This window comes from uncultured Microbulbifer sp., from assembly GCF_947489355.1.
Classification (GTDB): Bacteria; Pseudomonadota; Gammaproteobacteria; order Pseudomonadales; family Cellvibrionaceae; genus Microbulbifer.
The window spans coordinates 52532-68169 of the sequence record NZ_CANLDD010000021.1; the positions used below are offsets into that span (position 1 = coordinate 52532).

The following is a 15638-nucleotide window of genomic DNA, read 5'->3' on the forward strand; positions in this document are numbered from 1 at the left end:
AAAGAGCACTGAATAAAGTGATGCGGCCAGATCCTATACCGAGCCCTGCAAACCAGTTCTTTTGGGATGCGCTTAATCGCAATGAATTGCAGATTCAACAATGTGCTCAGTGCCAAACCTTCTTGCACCCACCGCGTCCGATGTGCCCCCATTGTCATAGCCTTGAGCACAACCATATAACAGTAGACGGTAAGGCCGTATTATATAGCTGGTGCATACCTCGCCACCCACAAATTCCGATGTTTGAATACCCGTTAATTACTGCCCTGGTGGATTTATCTGGTGGTGTCCGCTTGTTAAGTAATTTGATAGAGTGCCAGACTAGTGAGTTAAAGCCCGGAATGGCACTTGAGGTTTGTTTTGTAAAGACAATCGGTGGTAAGACTATTCATCAATTTCGCCCACTGCAATCGGACGCTGAGGGTATCCATGACTAAGCTGAATGCATCAATTGTGGGGATCGGCCAAACTGAGTTTTCAAAAAACTCTGGTAGAAGTGAGCTGCAACTCGCTTGCGAATGTATCAAACAGGCACTTGATGATTCCGGTTTATCGCCTTCAGATGTCGATGGTATGAGTACGTTTACGCTTGACAATAATGAAGACATTGACCTGGTGCGATCGCTTGGTATTGAAAACCTACGTTTTTCCTCTCGAGTACCTCACGGTGGAGGTGGAGCTTGTGGTGTTGTGTCACACTCAGCGGCGGCAATAACCGCAGGATTGGCTGACGTGGTGGTTGTTTGGCGTGCTATGAATGAACGTTCTGGGCAACGCTTTGGCCAGGCACAAACGACGGCAGGCGGGCCGGGTTCTGGTACTGATTTCATGACTTGGAGTATGCCATTTGGTGCACTGACGCCGGCCAGTTGGATGGCAATGAACCTACAGCGGTACATGGATATATATGGTGTCAGTAATGTCGATCTTGGTCATGTCTCCGTTACAATGAGAAAGCATGCAGCAACAAACCCTGCAGCCTGGTTTTATCAAAAACCCATTACCTTGGAAGAACATCAGGCGTCAAAGTGGATTATAGAGCCAACCCTGCGTTTACTTGATTGTTGCCAAGAGAGTGATGGTGGAGTTGCCATGGTCATAACCAGTAATGATCGGGCGAACGAGCTAAAGCAAACACCAGTGAATATAAAGGCCGCCTCGCAAATGGTGCCTCACGGCGTTGAAGTTGTCACCAATTATTATCATGGAGAGTTATCGATATTTAAGGAAGCGCTGTTATTGAGCAAAGAACTATATCGGCAATCGAATTTGAGTTCAGGCGATTTTCAGGTGGCGATGCTCTATGACCACTTTACACCGATTGTGTTAATGCAACTCGAAGCTTTTGGTTTTTGCAATTACGGACAAGGTAAAAACTTTGTAAGTGAAGGGAATATCGCCCTGGATGGTCGAATTCCAGTTAATCCGAATGGCGGCCTTATTGGTGAAGCGTACATACACGGCGTTAATAACATTGTTGAAGGGGTGAGGCAGTTGCGTGGAAGTGCCGTTAATCAGGTAAGGAATGTTGAGCATGTTCTGGTGTCAGCGGGCATGAGTGGGCTAATTCTGAATGTTTAAAGAGTTAGACAATGCTGTAACATTGACCCACTAGTAAGACAGGAGAGGAGAAACGCCTCTTCCTCGGAATCACATAAGGCATCGATGTCGATTACAAGCGTACAGGGTTATATTCACGGCGCGCTCTGGAGTATCTTCTGAACCGGTAGTAACCACTCGGGGCACCTTCTCTGATTAATACCATAAAATCTCCACGTTACCAGAATGGTTGTGATTAATTCTGAAATCATTAAATAACCAACAACTGGCTGATACGGCAATGCTCATCACTCATATTCATCAGGCTGAATTGCCTGCCCGGAAACGAAAACTGCTTGTCAGTGAAAACGGATCTGTAAAAATCCTTCATGCGACTGAAAACATTATAATACATTATGTGATGCCAGACCGTGAGCCGGGCATAGCAAACAGTTTTACCTGAAGCGCACCCAGAGCAGCAGCCAGTATGCTACATTTTTATAGATTCGATGAGCTGCCAAAGAAATTTCACCCATTGAAAAAAGTACCAAGCGATACGAATTCTAAAAGCAATTAAAAGCTTGTGCATCATTTAAAAGAGATCGAACAACTGACTGATAAATTTAAACATTTCAAGAGCCATCCAAAAATTGGTTAAACAGTCAGAATAAAATTTTGCATAAGATACAATATTCCAGTATTTCTTTCACATTAAGAGTGCGGGCTCTTATTCAAACTGGAAACAGCTTAGAGAAGTTACGGAGTAACAATATAGCTTTACTGATTTTCGCGGGCAGTATTATTATCTTACATTAATCAAAGATAGTATCCTGGCATGTTAGAAACTTGGTCTTTATAATGATTTTTCTTCAGCGCCATTGATGTTTCATGCCAAGGAAGATAATAAGGATTTATAATCACTGGAACAGCAGGATAATAGAGCAGTCATTGACTAATATTTTAATAATAATAGAACAGGGGATAATTAGTATGAAAATTACAACAATAATATCATTTTGCCCATTACTGGCAGGTGCCATACTACTAACGCTACTTGTGTTTAATCCCGCTTATGGTGAGGGGCTTACTCTCGAAGAAATAACTGTTACCGCTGAACGTAGATCAGAATCGATACAGGAGGTTCCGATTTCGTTGACTGCTTTTGACGAACTGGGGCTTGAACAACGTGGTATAGATGAACTCTACGATCTTGGAACTAATGTGCCCAACTTATCAGTATCTCCTTTTCCTTCTGACAAGAATACAATCCGATTAATGATTCGCGGGCTTGGTCAATTGGATACACAGATAACACAAGATCCTTCCGTGGCATTGTATATCGATGGAGTTTATGTTGGTTCTTCGATTGGATCTGGCTCAGAAATTGTTGAGCTTCAGCGTGTCGAAATCTTACGAGGACCACAGGGAAGCCTGTATGGCCGCAACTCTACCGGTGGCGCTGTTAATTTAATTACTACTAAACCTGTGCTGGAAGAATTTGGCTTTAAGCAGGTATTAACTGGCGGTAATCTCGACCATTTTAAAACCAAAACCAGCGTCAATTTTCCACTTGGGGAAACATCTGCCCTTAAACTATCAGCATTGATATCAAAAAGGGATGGCACTGTTGAAGCCATAGGTGATTCTCTTGACTATGGTGAAGAAGATCGAGAGGCTTATAGGCTTGAATTTATCAGCGATATCTCTGAGAACTTTATACTGGATTATGCCTACGATACCTCTGATGTAAAAGATACCAGTCGATATCAACAGGTGATTGCAGGGGGAGATCTGACCTCAGTGCTTGCAGGACCAATTCTTTCACAATTGTTAAATCCGGCGCTCCCACCCAATATCCTTGTCAATCTTATTGGCGTAGCGGAACATGACATTCCAGCGCAAATGGATCGCCTGGATAGCGTAACAGCAGTGAGGCCACTGCAGGACAACCTGTTAGAAGTGGATGGCCACAACCTCACATTGACCTGGAATGTTTTTGAGAATTTAATCATTAAATCAATCACAGGCTATCGAGCAGTAAATAGCAGTTTCTTCCATGATAGTGCACCAGCTGTAAGAAGTGCAATCGGGATCGCCCTGGCTGAGCCAGCATTAGGATTACCAGAGGGGTTTATTCTTGTTCCTGCAGTGCCTCTGGGTGCAACCTCAGAGGGACGTCGTACCCTGGATTTTGAACAAACGACACAAGAAATCCAATTGATTGGTTCAACGGATACACTCGAATACATTGCGGGTGTCTACTACTATTCAGATAAAGCATACTCTGATTTAGTTGGCACTTCTTTTAATATAGCACGAGCATTTGAATTCACCAACTCTGAAAATGATTCTATTGCAGTATTCGGGCAGGCAACTTACACCCCAAATGAAGGTCCCTGGACATACACTTTAGGTGCACGTTTTGCTAGGGATAGTCGACGAGCATTTCGATTCAACCCGAATTCACCTACTTTCGCGGAGAGTGCACCTCTTGGTGCATCCTACGATCGGAATTTTAGTAATTTTGATCCATCCTTCACAGTTACCTATGACATTGATGAAAATAGCAGCATTTATGCCAAGGTTGTTTCCGGGTATAAATCGGGTGGCACATCTACTCGATCATCGAATTTAGCATTGTATACAGTCGGTTTCAAACCAGAAGAAACGTTAGCTTATGAATTTGGCTTTAAAGGCGACTTTATCGACTCTCGCCTGAGGCTGAACCTAGCTGTTTTTCAAATGGAAGTCAATAATTACCAAACGAGTGTGCAAACCGGCATAGGAAGTGCTGATCGGGACTTTATTGGTATTAATGGCGTTAAAATTTATGGCACCGAAGCGGATTTACAGATTGCCCTAACCGAAAGCCTCAGAACATCCTTGAGTCTTGGTTTACTGGAGAGCGATTTGGGTGTTGGGAGCGTTTCGATACCTGGACTGCCTGATGCCGTTTTGATTGATGGCTTGGCTTATGCACCTGATCAATCGGGCACACTTGCTTTCAACTATACTTCGAATTTCAATCAATGGAATCTAGATGCGTATCTTGGCTATAACTATCAGGGAGGGGGTCGACACAGTTCAGTGAATAGTGCTGATAGTGTCGTGATGGATTCGTACGCAGTTATCGATGCGTCCTTGTCTTTTACGCTGAACCACGCAGATAAACATGAAATCAAGCTCACATTCTGGGGCAAAAATCTAGCCGATGAAGAGTATCTCACCACCAACTTTAGTGGCACCGCAGTACCTTTCGGTTTAGATGAATTAGCAAACTTTGGTGATCCAAAAACCTTCGGTGTAACGGCTGCTTATATGTATTAAAATAATACCTTATGAATACACTGATCCACTTTCTAGTCGAAAATAATCCGATCAAGTCAGTGGATTGCTGAAATCTGTAAATTCAAAGTAATACGACATTAGAAATGGTTTACCTACGAAAAGAGCAAAACCATAGTATAAATCATACCAGAACAAAAAATATTATAAATTAGATGGGTCGATGATATGAAAAGACTAGCTGGAAAAACAGCCATAGTTACAGGGGGCGCAAGCGGTATGGGGGAAGCGACCGTACGACTGTTTGTAGAGCATGGTGCCAAAGTCGTTATTGCCGACGTAAACGATCAGCGCGGCCAGGCACTCGCTCAGGAGCTTGGGGAAGTCGTTACCTTCCAACATATGGATGTCAGCAAAGAGGAGGATTGGACCGCTGCGGTTGCACAGGCTCAGACATTGGGCACTTATAATGTTCTGGTCAATAACGCTGCTATTTTAAAGATGTCGTCAATTACCAACACCTCGACCGAAGAGTATATGCGGGTAATCGAAGTTAATCAATTGGGAACCTTCATGGGTATTCGCAGTGCAATTGAACCGATGAAGGCAGCAGGTGTTGGTTCGATTATCAATGTTTCTTCAGTCGATGGGCTGCATTCTTCAGCAGGTCTTGGAGCCTACTCATCATCCAAATGGGCAGTACGTGGTTTAACGAAAAGTGCAGCGATAGAACTAGGGCAATACGGCATTCGTGTGAATAGTGTTCACCCTGGTGGTATCTATACCGAAATGGGCGGTGCCAGTAGAACCAGTGAAGACCATATGAATAGGACGTTTTACGCAAAACATCCGATTCCGCGTGTGGGGCAACCTAATGAGGTTGCTTATGTTAGTTTATTTCTCGCTACTGATGAAGCCAGCTATTCAACTGGGTCCGAGTTTGTTGCTGATGGTGGCTGGATTGCGGGTTTGCGCAACCCAGAAATGCCCTGTTCTTAAGTAGAACAGATCAACCTGAAAGAGTAAGTAAAGATGAGTGAAAATTCTATAAGAATAGATCGTTCACACAGTGAACCGCCTTTAGTGAAAGGATTGCCCATCCTCGGTAATACTTTTCAAATGGCAAAAGATGGTGGTCCGGGACCTTTTTTTTACAAATGCTACCGAGAGCATGGTCCTATTTTTAGAGTTAAAGTTCTCAATCAGACCTATAAAGTATTGGCGGGGCCAGAAGCTGTTGAGTTTATGGGATCTAGAGATGGCAAGGAAAAACTGCGTTCCAAGGAGTTTTGGCAGCAAATGAAAGATGCCTATCAGGCTAAATACCAGTTAACCGCTGAAAGTGGTGAGATACACGCGAAACTACGAGCGGTGATGAGAGAGGGTTATTCACGGAAAATACTGGTCGGAAAGTTTGATCAATTTTTACAAGCAACAGACGATATGTTGATGCTGGATTGGAAATCAGGTCAGTCTGTCCCTGTAGTCTCAGGTATGCAGCGCCTCGTAACGGGACAGTTAGGTTTGTTTCTTACAGGCCGGGTACCATTAAATTACGTTGAAGACATCCGTATCACAATCAAAACAATACTAAATGTTCTGGTTACTCGGCAACGTCCGCGCATACTGTTATATGCGCCGAGTTATAGGCGGGCCTTTAAACGTGTGCGAGAGCTCGGCGAATCAATGATTGAGGACTACTACGCCAATAAAGGAAAAAAGAAAGAAGAAGATAAAAACTTGATTGATGACATCATGGAAGAACACGAGCGTAACAGTGACCTGATCCCTGAGAGTGACCTTATTTTAACGCTCACCGGCCCATACGTTGCAGGTCTTGATACGGTGGCTAATACAACGGCCAACCTCATTTATCTTGTACTGAAGCATCCGGACGTATACAAAAAGATCCAACAGGAAGTCGATACCGTATTCGGAAAATCAAAACTGGATACAGCTTGCCTAAAAGAAATGCCCACGCTATCCGGGGCGATTATGGAAAGCCTGCGCATGTACCCTGTGACAGCCGCGGCTATGCGCTCGGCCAATACTGACTTTAATTTTAATGGTTATGAAATTAAAGAAGGTGAGTTGTTATATATGGGTATCACGGTTCCGCATCTTATGCAAGAATTTTATCCCAATCCAGAAAAGTTCGATGTTGAGCGTTATGACAAAGGTCGTGGAGAGCATCTGAAAACCAATGCATTCTCGCCCTATGGTCGAGGCCCACATACATGCCTCGGCCGCTCTCTGGCCGATATACAAATGTTGTTGTCGATGGCACGGTTATTTTACCGATTGGATCTGGAATTGGACCCGTTTGACTATGAGCTTAAAATAAACGTTGCGCCGACACCAGGTCCAGAGCGCCGCTTTAAAGTGAAGGTTAAGAGGCATAGAAATTAAGCTCAGTGCTAGGTTACTGTGGTCGGAAGAAAAGAAACGCTCTCTTTTAGGGCGCGCTATAAATACACCCCAGTATGCTCGAAATTAGCACCTTTGGTCCATACGATCCTTGCAAAAAGGAATTTTTACCTCCCACCTTACCCTTCAGGAAATATTATTATGGGAAATATAAATAAACGTATTGTCCTGGTGACGGGTGCCACCCGCGGGATAGGTAAAGGCACCGCCCTGGCTTTGTCCGGCAGTGATACTATTGTATATATAAGCGGGCGCTCTGAGTTTGAAAATCAGACCTCTAGTCTACCGGGCACACTTTCTGCGACTGCGTCAGAAATCTCAGAGCGTGGCGGGCAGGCTATCGCTGTTAAATGTGATCATAGTGATGATAAACAGATCGCACAATTACTTGAGCGTGTGATAGATGAACAAGGAAAATTGGATATTCTGGTCAATTGTGTCTATCAAGTTCCCGACGACTTAATAGTGTGGAAGCCTTTTTGGCAGAGACCAGTTGAAAAGCACTGGAACGCCATGATTAATATCGGACTGCGCGCGCACTATCTTGCTTGCTATCACGCAGTGCCGCATATGGTTAAAGCAGGATGTGGTTCACTAGTCACCGTATCATCGCCTGCCGCACGCAATTATATTCATTCCATTATCTATGGTCTGGGAAAAGCAGCAAAGGATAAAATGATGCACGATATGGGTAAGGAATTACGTGAGCACAATGTGGCTGCTTTTACCTTGTGGCCAGGTATTGTGCGTACAGAACGATTGCAGTCTACCATCGATAGCAATCTGTTGCTGCCTGAGTATGAGGCTCTCAAATCAGGCATGGAATCACCTGAATTAACAGGTCGAATTATTGATGCAATTGATCGATCCGGCACCGCTATGATGTATACGGGAGCGTCCTGGTGGAACTCTATGCTTGCCAAATCACTGGATGTATTCGATATTGATGGTCAGCAACCAGAAACATACGAACCACTTCTTGGCAAGCCAGTAATGCCAACCGAGACAATGATTAAATAACGGCTTAGGTATTCAATCCAACTATAGAAGTTATCCATTAAGTTAAGTATCGGAACTCATACGTCTGATTGTAGATTGGTCGGAGATAGTAGTGTAATGAATGTCATTCAAACTATTTGTGTAACTATTTCATGAGAATTTGAAATTATTACGGTGATTATGGTCAACCTTTGCTGAGAAAAAACCTTAAGATCAATAAAATCGCTCAAGTAGCGAATACTTTTACACCTAAACTATGAAAATCGTGACCAAGAGTACTACTGGTATTGAACAGTGATGCTTTCCTGAGCAAAAAAAAGCATATAACCCTCTTTATACGAATTAATATGGATGTACAAATACCGTTGAATGCACCTCTTATGCCTAAGGTAATAGCGGATATTTTTTACCCAGTGGCTACGGCCTTCTATCCATAAAGCCAAACTTATTCAGCATGCCGACATAATTGATGTGAGTACAGTTTATAAGCGATCAATAATTATTAAAAACAGTAACCACCTTGGATAGAAAATAATTAAACTACGCATACGTATTTGATAAAACTAACCTAAAGTAGAATAATTTAAAATAGCTGGCAGGCATATTTGATAACATTTAAAAATCGATGCAAAAATTAAAATGATTGGATCAGAAAGGCAAAAGGGATGAAAAAATTCGATACAATTAAGTATAGTGTTACCAATAGAGTTGCTTGTATTTTACTCAACAGACCAAAACAGCTCAACGCGTTTAATTCCACTCTCAAGTTTGAGCTATTACAAGCGATTGATCTTGCAAATACCGATAGTGCTATACGAAATATTATTATCTCAGGTGAAGGTCGTGGATTTTCAGCTGGGGCAGATTTACACGATGTGTTAACGGAATATGATTCGATTGAAGAAGAACTCCTAAAAGAATACAAGCCTTTTTTGATGGCTATCAGAGACTCAGAAAAATTGTTTATTTCAGCTGTTAATGGCGCCTGTGCAGGTATAGCAGCAGGTTTGGCAATGGCTTGTGACCTGTGTGTGATGGGTGATAATGCCTATCTTTATCAAGCCTTTGCAGCTATTGGCCTGATACCAGATGGTGGAGTCAGTTGGCATATACTTAATGCTTTAGGCTCCAAGAGAGCAATGGAGGTAATTATTTGTTCTGAAAAAATAACTGCACAACAGTGTTTGAAGTTTGGCATTGCTAATAGAGTAGTCCCCGCAAACACGCTATTAACTCAAACACAATCCTGGGCAGAAGAACTTGCTAACGGCTCCCCAATGGCCCAAAAATACACCAAGCAATTACTTCGACAAGTTATGAAAACTGATTTATCAGAAGCTTTTGATATAGAAGCAAGATTTCAAAATTTAACCACAATGAGTGAGGATTTTAAGAATGCGGTTTCAGGGTTCCTTGATAAGAATCCCATAGTATTTACTGGTCGTTAAAACTAATATACCCTTTATGAAAAAACTAATTTGAGTGGCAATAGACAATGTATTAACTTAGCATTTTACCTACCAATTTTTTATATATCTTAGAATAGGGCGGGAAGTTAATATTGATATCACGCCAACCTAAAGGGGCTTCAACTACAGAACGAGGGTTGGAAAACTCAAGGAAACTCTGAAAACCACCAATTCGACCAGTACCGCTATGCCTAATACCACCGAACGGCAGATGCGGGTTGGTTCCAGACTGAATCAAATTGTGGTTTACCACAGTGGAACCCGCTGAAGTATTTTGCAAGAAAAAATCAATAGCGCGTCGGTCTTTGGAAAAAATATACAATGCCAATGGCTTATGCTGGCGTTTAATTATTGACAGCTTTTTTTCAGCATCTTCACAACCGATTACAACCATAACGGGGCCAAATACCTCCTCTTGCATGATGGCCATATCGTCATTGACTCCACTTAAAATGGTTGGAGATATATAACGCTGTGATGCATCATTTTGACCACCAAACTCCAGTGTTGCACCCTTGCTGATAGCTTCATCAATCAGGCCTTTGACCCGCTGGAAATGACCATCGGTAATAAGGCGGGGGAATTCTGCGCTTTTTTCAAACCCATCCCCATGTGGATTATAAAACCTTATCAGGGCGGCTTTAGCTTCTTCAATAAATTTTTGCTCAATCGTTTTATCAACTAAAATATAATCAGGCCCGATACATACTTGCCCAGCATTTGCCATACGCCCCCAGGCAAGCTTGAGCGCAGCGTTATTAACATCGGCAGTTGAATCTACAATAGCTGGGTTTTTTCCACCCATTTCCAATGTGATATCTGCAAAGTTTTCTGCAGCTGCTTTCATCACAATACGACCAACCCGATGACCCCCGGTGTAGTAGATATGATCGAACGGTTGTTTCAAAAGTTCTTGCGCAGTCTCGGGTCCACCTTCAATTACAGCACATTGATTGCTTGAAAAGACAGTGCTAATAATTTCGTGAGTGACAGTTGCCGTGTGTGGTGCTAACTCCGAGGGTTTGACAATAGCGCTGTTTCCAGCCGCTAAAGCACCAACGATTGGTATGATGTTGATTGCGATAGGTGCATTCCAAGTCGAAATATTGAGCATCGATCCTTTAGGCTCATATTGGATGTAACATTTTTTCCCCATAGTTGCTTGGCTGTTTTTTACTTTACGAGGTTTCATCCATTTGGCTAAATTTTTACTGATAAATTCGAGTTCTATTTTAAGCATCATTAATTGTGCTTCAGTGTCCATTTCACAGGTTTTTAATTCTTTATTTTGTGCTCGACATATGTCTTTTTTACGTTTTATCAACTCGATCCCCAGAGCTTGTAATTGGCGGATTCGCTGCTCGGCCGAGCACGCTCTGAGCGCAGTATGGTTATCTTGCTGTGCGATAAATATTGACGATATGCTCATTGCATTATCTCAGTAGAATTTTTAGGTAAGGCTGCAATAAAATATTTTATGGGCAAACAGATAAATTTTTCTAATACACAATTAAGTCCTGGTTTTTATTTTATAACTCTTTCGAATCATCCATTCCAGGGCACTGTCCGATAGCCAGCGTCGCATAATACTGAGCGGTTTGACATCCTTGCCAACCAGGTAAATCGGTTTCAATTTTGGAATGTTAATAATCGTAAGCATTCTCTCGGTCATTTCTTCGACAGTGTTGCCCTGATTTTCTACCATATCAGGTAATACTTGTGTTGTGGCTTCAAGAAGATGAGGTTCATATACTGCACGAATTCCCTGATTGATCTGTTTCCATATTTCATGCGTTGTCCGATGAATATCCTTAGTCATACTGGTTTTCACCCCTCCGGGCATGATAGTGGTGGCTTGCACACCCAGTGGCGCCAGTTCATGACGTAGAGTAAGCGTCATACCGGTAATCGCGTGTTTGCTCATGGTGTACCCCCCTGCTCCCGGCGTATTGGCAACGACTACTCCAGAGGCATAATTTAGGATACGAGCCTCAGGTGCAACTGCTCTTAACATTGGTAAAAATGCCTGCACTGTTCGCAATTGACCATAGGTGTTTACCTCAAAAAGCCGTTGTAAATCATCTATATTTAGTCCTTCAATCACTCCCTGGGCCAAATTAGCGATACCTGCATTATTGACCAACATATTCAATCCAGCGCCATCAAGTTTTGAAGCGACTGTTATTGCACTCTGTCGAACGGAATTGGTATTGGACACATCCTGTTCGACCGGGATGATATTCCTGCCATTGTCGGTGAGTTTGGAGATATCAAGGCCAGGAAGAACACCTGCAAAGACCTTCCATCCCAAATCGTTCAATTTTAGTGCTAAGGAGAGACCTTGCCCCTCTGCAGCACCAGTGATAAATGCCGTTTTCATAGTAGCTTCTACTGTTTTAGTTATTGAAGGGAGGGTTTTACATCTACACAACGCAAACCACTTAATCCTTGAATTGCGATTTCATACCAGACATATTATTCCATGGATACTATCAATATGCTTGGTGACAGCTCAATCTTTGTCAACGTTATACGTTGAACAGTATGTCGAATGATCGCCATGTCTATTTATCGATAGTAATCAGTATTCACTTGTAGGGCATTTCTTGAGTGCTTGTTTTATATTATCCAAATTCGAACTGGCTATTATAGCTTCTGGCAACCGACTGTAAGTCTAATCCTGATCTGGTTTTGTATGACAATATCAACAAAAGCAGTTTTTCCTAGTAAGCGCCTATTAGCTAGCAGAGAGAAAAACTTCTATTTATGTTTTTTTCTGTAGCTTTTCATAAATTTGAGAATAACTATGTTATTAATAATTCATTAACTTATGATTCGGTCATGTAGGCTACATCAAGCAATTCACTAGGAATATCCATTTTCAAATGCAATAATCCTGCACCATATACTTTTCCCTGAGCATCAGTTATTAGGGTTTCAGTTCCCCCTCCTCCTAAAGAATCCTCTAATACAAAATTAAACGCATTAAGATTTGGCAACATATAGCGCGTCACAGTACCAAAGGCGACTTCCTTAAAATAGGCTTTTACAACCTCAGCAGTCAACGCTTCACACAAATACAGGTATATAGTCCTGCTTCTAGCCATAATTCCAATATTACTGATATTTCCTTTGTCACCTGAACGGGCAATAGCCAATTGCTGCAATTTGACAATAGCCATTTTATATCTCCTCAACCCACACGGTTGTGTTAACTTTAGTTTTTTCAATCAAGGCCGGCCAGTAACCGACAATGGCTTTCGCTCGCGCTCGACCACCGGCAAATCCGGTAATGCCTGGAGGACCGGAGGTGATCAGTGGCGCAATTTCTGAACCAAGAACATTCAGACTTTTTGCATCTGGACCTTTGGCACCAATACGTACCAATACTTCATGAGGCTGCGGATTAGTCGGTACCAATCCTTTATATAAGACATTGGTTCCAAATATTTCAAGAAACCGATCCTGTTCTGGTATATCTATGCCGTGCATGGAAAGGCGGGCAAAGACCATGTTGTACATTAAGTTCGCCTTCTCGATAGCGTCGGGGCCCGATACGCAAAGCGTACTGAGTATTTTGTAACCTTTTTCATAAGAAATTGAAACTTTATAATTGGACGTCGGTGGTTTTCCTTTTATATTACTGAAGGCTACTCGGTTTTCACCCTCCTGAGTCAATTGAATACTGGTAAAATCAGCAATACAATCAGGCCCTAAATAGTTTTCAGGATCGCTAATTTCATACAATAACTGCGAGGTGGCTGTAGCGATAGTTACCAGCCCTCCAGTGTTTTTAACCTTGGTCAGGACAAAACTTCCACCAGCTTGTGCTTCAACAATAGGAAATCCCATATTGGCAAATCCAGAAACTTTCTTCCAGTCAGTGTAGTTACCACCTGTAGCCTGTGTTCCGCACTCGAGTAGGTGTCCCATAATCGTCCCTGCCGCAAGCCTATCATAGTCATCCATTGACCATTTGAATTCATAGACCAGGGGCGCAAGCGTTAAAGATGGATCGCTTACACGGCCGGTTATGACAATGTCAGCCCCCTTATTCAATGCTTCAACAATAGGCCGTGCACCAATATATACATTGGCACTGGTCACTTTTTGTAATACGCTTTTAAGCGCCTTGCCACTCTCCATATTCTTTAATTCTTGACCATTCTTAATCAACTGATCGAGCTGGCCCAGAATATCGTCACCCTCTACGATAGCGATTTTAGTTCCAAACAGACCCAGCTCTTTTAAAGCATTTTTTGTATTATTAAGACAAGCTGTAGCATTGACTCCTGCTGCATTGGCGACAATTTTTATGCCCCTTTCTTTGCACACTGGCATAACTTTTTTAATCATGTTGACAAAATCCTGTGCATAGCCCATATCTGGATTTTGCATCCTTTGTTTCTGCAAAATACTCATCGATACCTCAGCAAGATAATCAAAGGTTATATAATCAATCTGTTCTTCAGCGAGAATTTGTCTGGGACCAAGGGCACTATCTCCCCAAAAACCCTGTGCATTGGCAATACGTATCACGCTTTGTTTATCCATAAGTAATTCCGAATGGTTATCTGATTGCGATCGAAGTTAGGCCAGCTTGAATAATTTAATATTTAATCTCTAAATAGATTTAACAGATATAAATATTTGGTTGCTATCTCAAAACATTAACATTTCATATTCATAATGCCTGGCATAAATGATCGCGTAATTTATAGCGTCCACTTGGGTTTACGTTTTTCCAAAAAAGCGCTCAAGCCCTCTTTTCCTTCTTCAGACGCTCTAAGATCAGCAATTAAAACGACTGTTTTTTCGATCATTGCGTCATCAATGGGTCCCTGTGAGACCTCTGATGCGATTTTTTTTGCTCTTTCAACTGCTGATGGTGCATTAATCAGCAAACTTTTAATAAACATCTGTATATCCAAATCCAGGGAATCCTGCTCCGACAAATGACTGATCAGACCAAGTTGCCAAGCACGATTAGAGCCAAAAACCTCTGCACTCATAAATAATCTGCAAGCTGCTTTTTCACCTACTGCCCTTACAATATAAGGTGCGATCGTTGCAGGAATCATTCCGAGTTTAACTTCGCTTAGGCAGAATGTTGCCGCTGGCGTAGCAAAAGCAAAATCACAACAGCTCACCAAACCCACTCCACCACCAAAAGCTGCGCCATGCACCCGCGCAATGGTTGGCGTGGACAGAGAACTCAATGTTTTCATCAATTTTGCCAGACGCGCTGCATCTATCAGGTTCTCATTATAGCTATTGCTACCCATGTGCCGCATATAGCTTAGGTCACCTCCTGCCGAAAAACTTTTACCCTCGCCACTTATAACAACAACTTTTACATGCTCGTTATTTTCAGCGACTTCAAGAGCAGACGTCAATCGATCGATCTGATGATCATCAAACGCATTGTGAATCTCCGGACGATTCAGGGATAGGTGCATAACGCCGTTGGGTAGAAGCTTCTCAATCACTGTATTTGACACTTGCCAGTCTCTTATAACAATAAAAGTTGAGTAGGTCGCGAGTCTACTGTCTTTTAATCAACTAATAAATTTTCAAACAAAGAAAATAAATTGATAACCGATATGGTGCGCTCGTATGAATTTTTACTTTGTAAATTCAATAGTTTCGAGTAACAAAGGGTTACGCTATAGGCTAAAACTACTATACCGTAATGGCAATCCCGAAATAGTGCTATACCCCTTCGTGATATTAATCGCTATACTCTGTTAAAATGTAGCAGTATTATTTCTTAGCTCTTTATTTAGAAGGGTCACTATAGGTTACTACCAGGTCGGAAGGAAAGAATACCCCTCTCCTGCTTTAGTAAATATCCACCGGCAAAGCCGGTGGCTTTAATCGTGAACCGCTCAAAGCGGTCTGTACGGAACTAACGTTCCT

At 42.2% G+C, this 15638-nt stretch carries 12 protein-coding genes; 7 read left to right on the plus strand and 5 right to left on the minus strand.

From position 1 onward, the window contains the following. The first annotated feature begins 20 nt into the window (after positions 1–20). From Q1A48_RS21825 to Q1A48_RS10715, 7 genes are all read left to right on the plus strand, one after another. Entirely contained in the window at positions 21–437 is a 417-nt protein-coding gene (locus Q1A48_RS21825) for a zinc ribbon domain-containing protein (protein ID WP_366523402.1), read from the plus strand. Further along, the gene (locus Q1A48_RS10690; RefSeq protein WP_299944561.1) at positions 430–1581 is read left to right on the plus strand and encodes a lipid-transfer protein; all 1152 of its coding nucleotides are present in this window, start codon (positions 430–432) and stop codon (positions 1579–1581) included. Before Q1A48_RS21825 ends, Q1A48_RS10690 begins: the two co-directional genes overlap by 8 nt. 948 nt (positions 1582–2529) lie before the next feature. Next, on the plus strand, positions 2530–4866 hold the full coding sequence (locus tag Q1A48_RS10695) for a TonB-dependent receptor (RefSeq protein WP_299944562.1): 2337 nt from the start codon (positions 2530–2532) through the stop codon (positions 4864–4866). Positions 4867–5052: 186 nt separating this feature from the next. Next, entirely contained in the window at positions 5053–5823 is a 771-nt protein-coding gene (locus tag Q1A48_RS10700) for a glucose 1-dehydrogenase (RefSeq protein WP_299944564.1), read from the plus strand. 33 nt (positions 5824–5856) lie between these two features. Beyond that, positions 5857–7233 carry a cytochrome P450 gene (locus Q1A48_RS10705; RefSeq protein WP_299944566.1) on the plus strand — a complete coding sequence of 459 codons (1377 nt, stop codon included), beginning with the start codon at positions 5857–5859 and terminating at the stop codon, positions 7231–7233. Between the two features lie 159 nt (positions 7234–7392). Then, positions 7393–8271, plus strand: coding sequence for an SDR family NAD(P)-dependent oxidoreductase (locus Q1A48_RS10710; protein ID WP_299944568.1), 879 nt, complete (start codon positions 7393–7395; stop codon positions 8269–8271). Positions 8272–8915: 644 nt separating this feature from the next. Further along, complete coding sequence (locus Q1A48_RS10715; protein WP_299944570.1) at positions 8916–9698, plus strand: enoyl-CoA hydratase/isomerase family protein; 783 nt, start codon at positions 8916–8918, stop codon at positions 9696–9698. Between the two features lie 52 nt (positions 9699–9750). Here Q1A48_RS10715 and Q1A48_RS10720 read toward each other — a convergent pair whose 3' ends face one another. The 5 genes from Q1A48_RS10720 to Q1A48_RS10740 all read right to left on the minus strand — a co-directional run bounded on the left by Q1A48_RS10720 (position 9751) and on the right by Q1A48_RS10740 (position 15220). Next, complete coding sequence (locus tag Q1A48_RS10720; RefSeq protein ID WP_299944572.1) at positions 9751–11148, minus strand: aldehyde dehydrogenase family protein; 1398 nt, start codon at positions 11146–11148, stop codon at positions 9751–9753. An 81-nt stretch (positions 11149–11229) separates the two neighbouring features. Further along, positions 11230–12099: an SDR family NAD(P)-dependent oxidoreductase gene (locus Q1A48_RS10725; protein WP_299944574.1), complete on the minus strand. Its 870-nt coding sequence runs from the start codon at positions 12097–12099 to the stop codon at positions 11230–11232. 448 nt (positions 12100–12547) lie between these two features. Continuing rightward, positions 12548–12901, minus strand: coding sequence for a hypothetical protein (locus Q1A48_RS10730; protein ID WP_299944576.1), 354 nt, complete (start codon positions 12899–12901; stop codon positions 12548–12550). Position 12902: 1 nt separating this feature from the next. After that, the gene (locus tag Q1A48_RS10735) at positions 12903–14273 is read right to left on the minus strand and encodes an acyclic terpene utilization AtuA family protein (RefSeq protein WP_299944578.1); all 1371 of its coding nucleotides are present in this window, start codon (positions 14271–14273) and stop codon (positions 12903–12905) included. Between the two features lie 161 nt (positions 14274–14434). Continuing rightward, positions 14435–15220 (minus strand): enoyl-CoA hydratase-related protein, encoded by a 786-nt coding sequence (locus tag Q1A48_RS10740; RefSeq protein WP_299944580.1) that lies wholly within the window; start codon positions 15218–15220, stop codon positions 14435–14437. Positions 15221–15638: the final 418 nt, after the last annotated feature.

What these genes read in the sequence shown, in the direction of transcription:
- Q1A48_RS10715 (WP_299944570.1), top strand. Translation starts at nt 8,916, where the DNA reads ATGAAAAAATTCGATACAATTAAGTATAGTGTTACCAATAGAGTTGCT.
- Q1A48_RS10730 (WP_299944576.1), bottom strand. Translation starts at nt 12,901, where the DNA reads ATGGCTATTGTCAAATTGCAGCAATTGGCTATTGCCCGTTCAGGTGAC.
- Q1A48_RS10720 (WP_299944572.1), bottom strand. Translation starts at nt 11,148, where the DNA reads ATGAGCATATCGTCAATATTTATCGCACAGCAAGATAACCATACTGCG.
- Q1A48_RS10695 (WP_299944562.1), top strand. Translation starts at nt 2,530, where the DNA reads ATGAAAATTACAACAATAATATCATTTTGCCCATTACTGGCAGGTGCC.
- Q1A48_RS10725 (WP_299944574.1), bottom strand. Translation starts at nt 12,099, where the DNA reads ATGAAAACGGCATTTATCACTGGTGCTGCAGAGGGGCAAGGTCTCTCC.
- Q1A48_RS21825 (WP_366523402.1), top strand. Translation starts at nt 21, where the DNA reads ATGCGGCCAGATCCTATACCGAGCCCTGCAAACCAGTTCTTTTGGGAT.
- Q1A48_RS10690 (WP_299944561.1), top strand. Translation starts at nt 430, where the DNA reads ATGACTAAGCTGAATGCATCAATTGTGGGGATCGGCCAAACTGAGTTT.
- Q1A48_RS10710 (WP_299944568.1), top strand. Translation starts at nt 7,393, where the DNA reads ATGGGAAATATAAATAAACGTATTGTCCTGGTGACGGGTGCCACCCGC.
- Q1A48_RS10700 (WP_299944564.1), top strand. Translation starts at nt 5,053, where the DNA reads ATGAAAAGACTAGCTGGAAAAACAGCCATAGTTACAGGGGGCGCAAGC.
- Q1A48_RS10735 (WP_299944578.1), bottom strand. Translation starts at nt 14,273, where the DNA reads ATGGATAAACAAAGCGTGATACGTATTGCCAATGCACAGGGTTTTTGG.
- Q1A48_RS10705 (WP_299944566.1), top strand. Translation starts at nt 5,857, where the DNA reads ATGAGTGAAAATTCTATAAGAATAGATCGTTCACACAGTGAACCGCCT.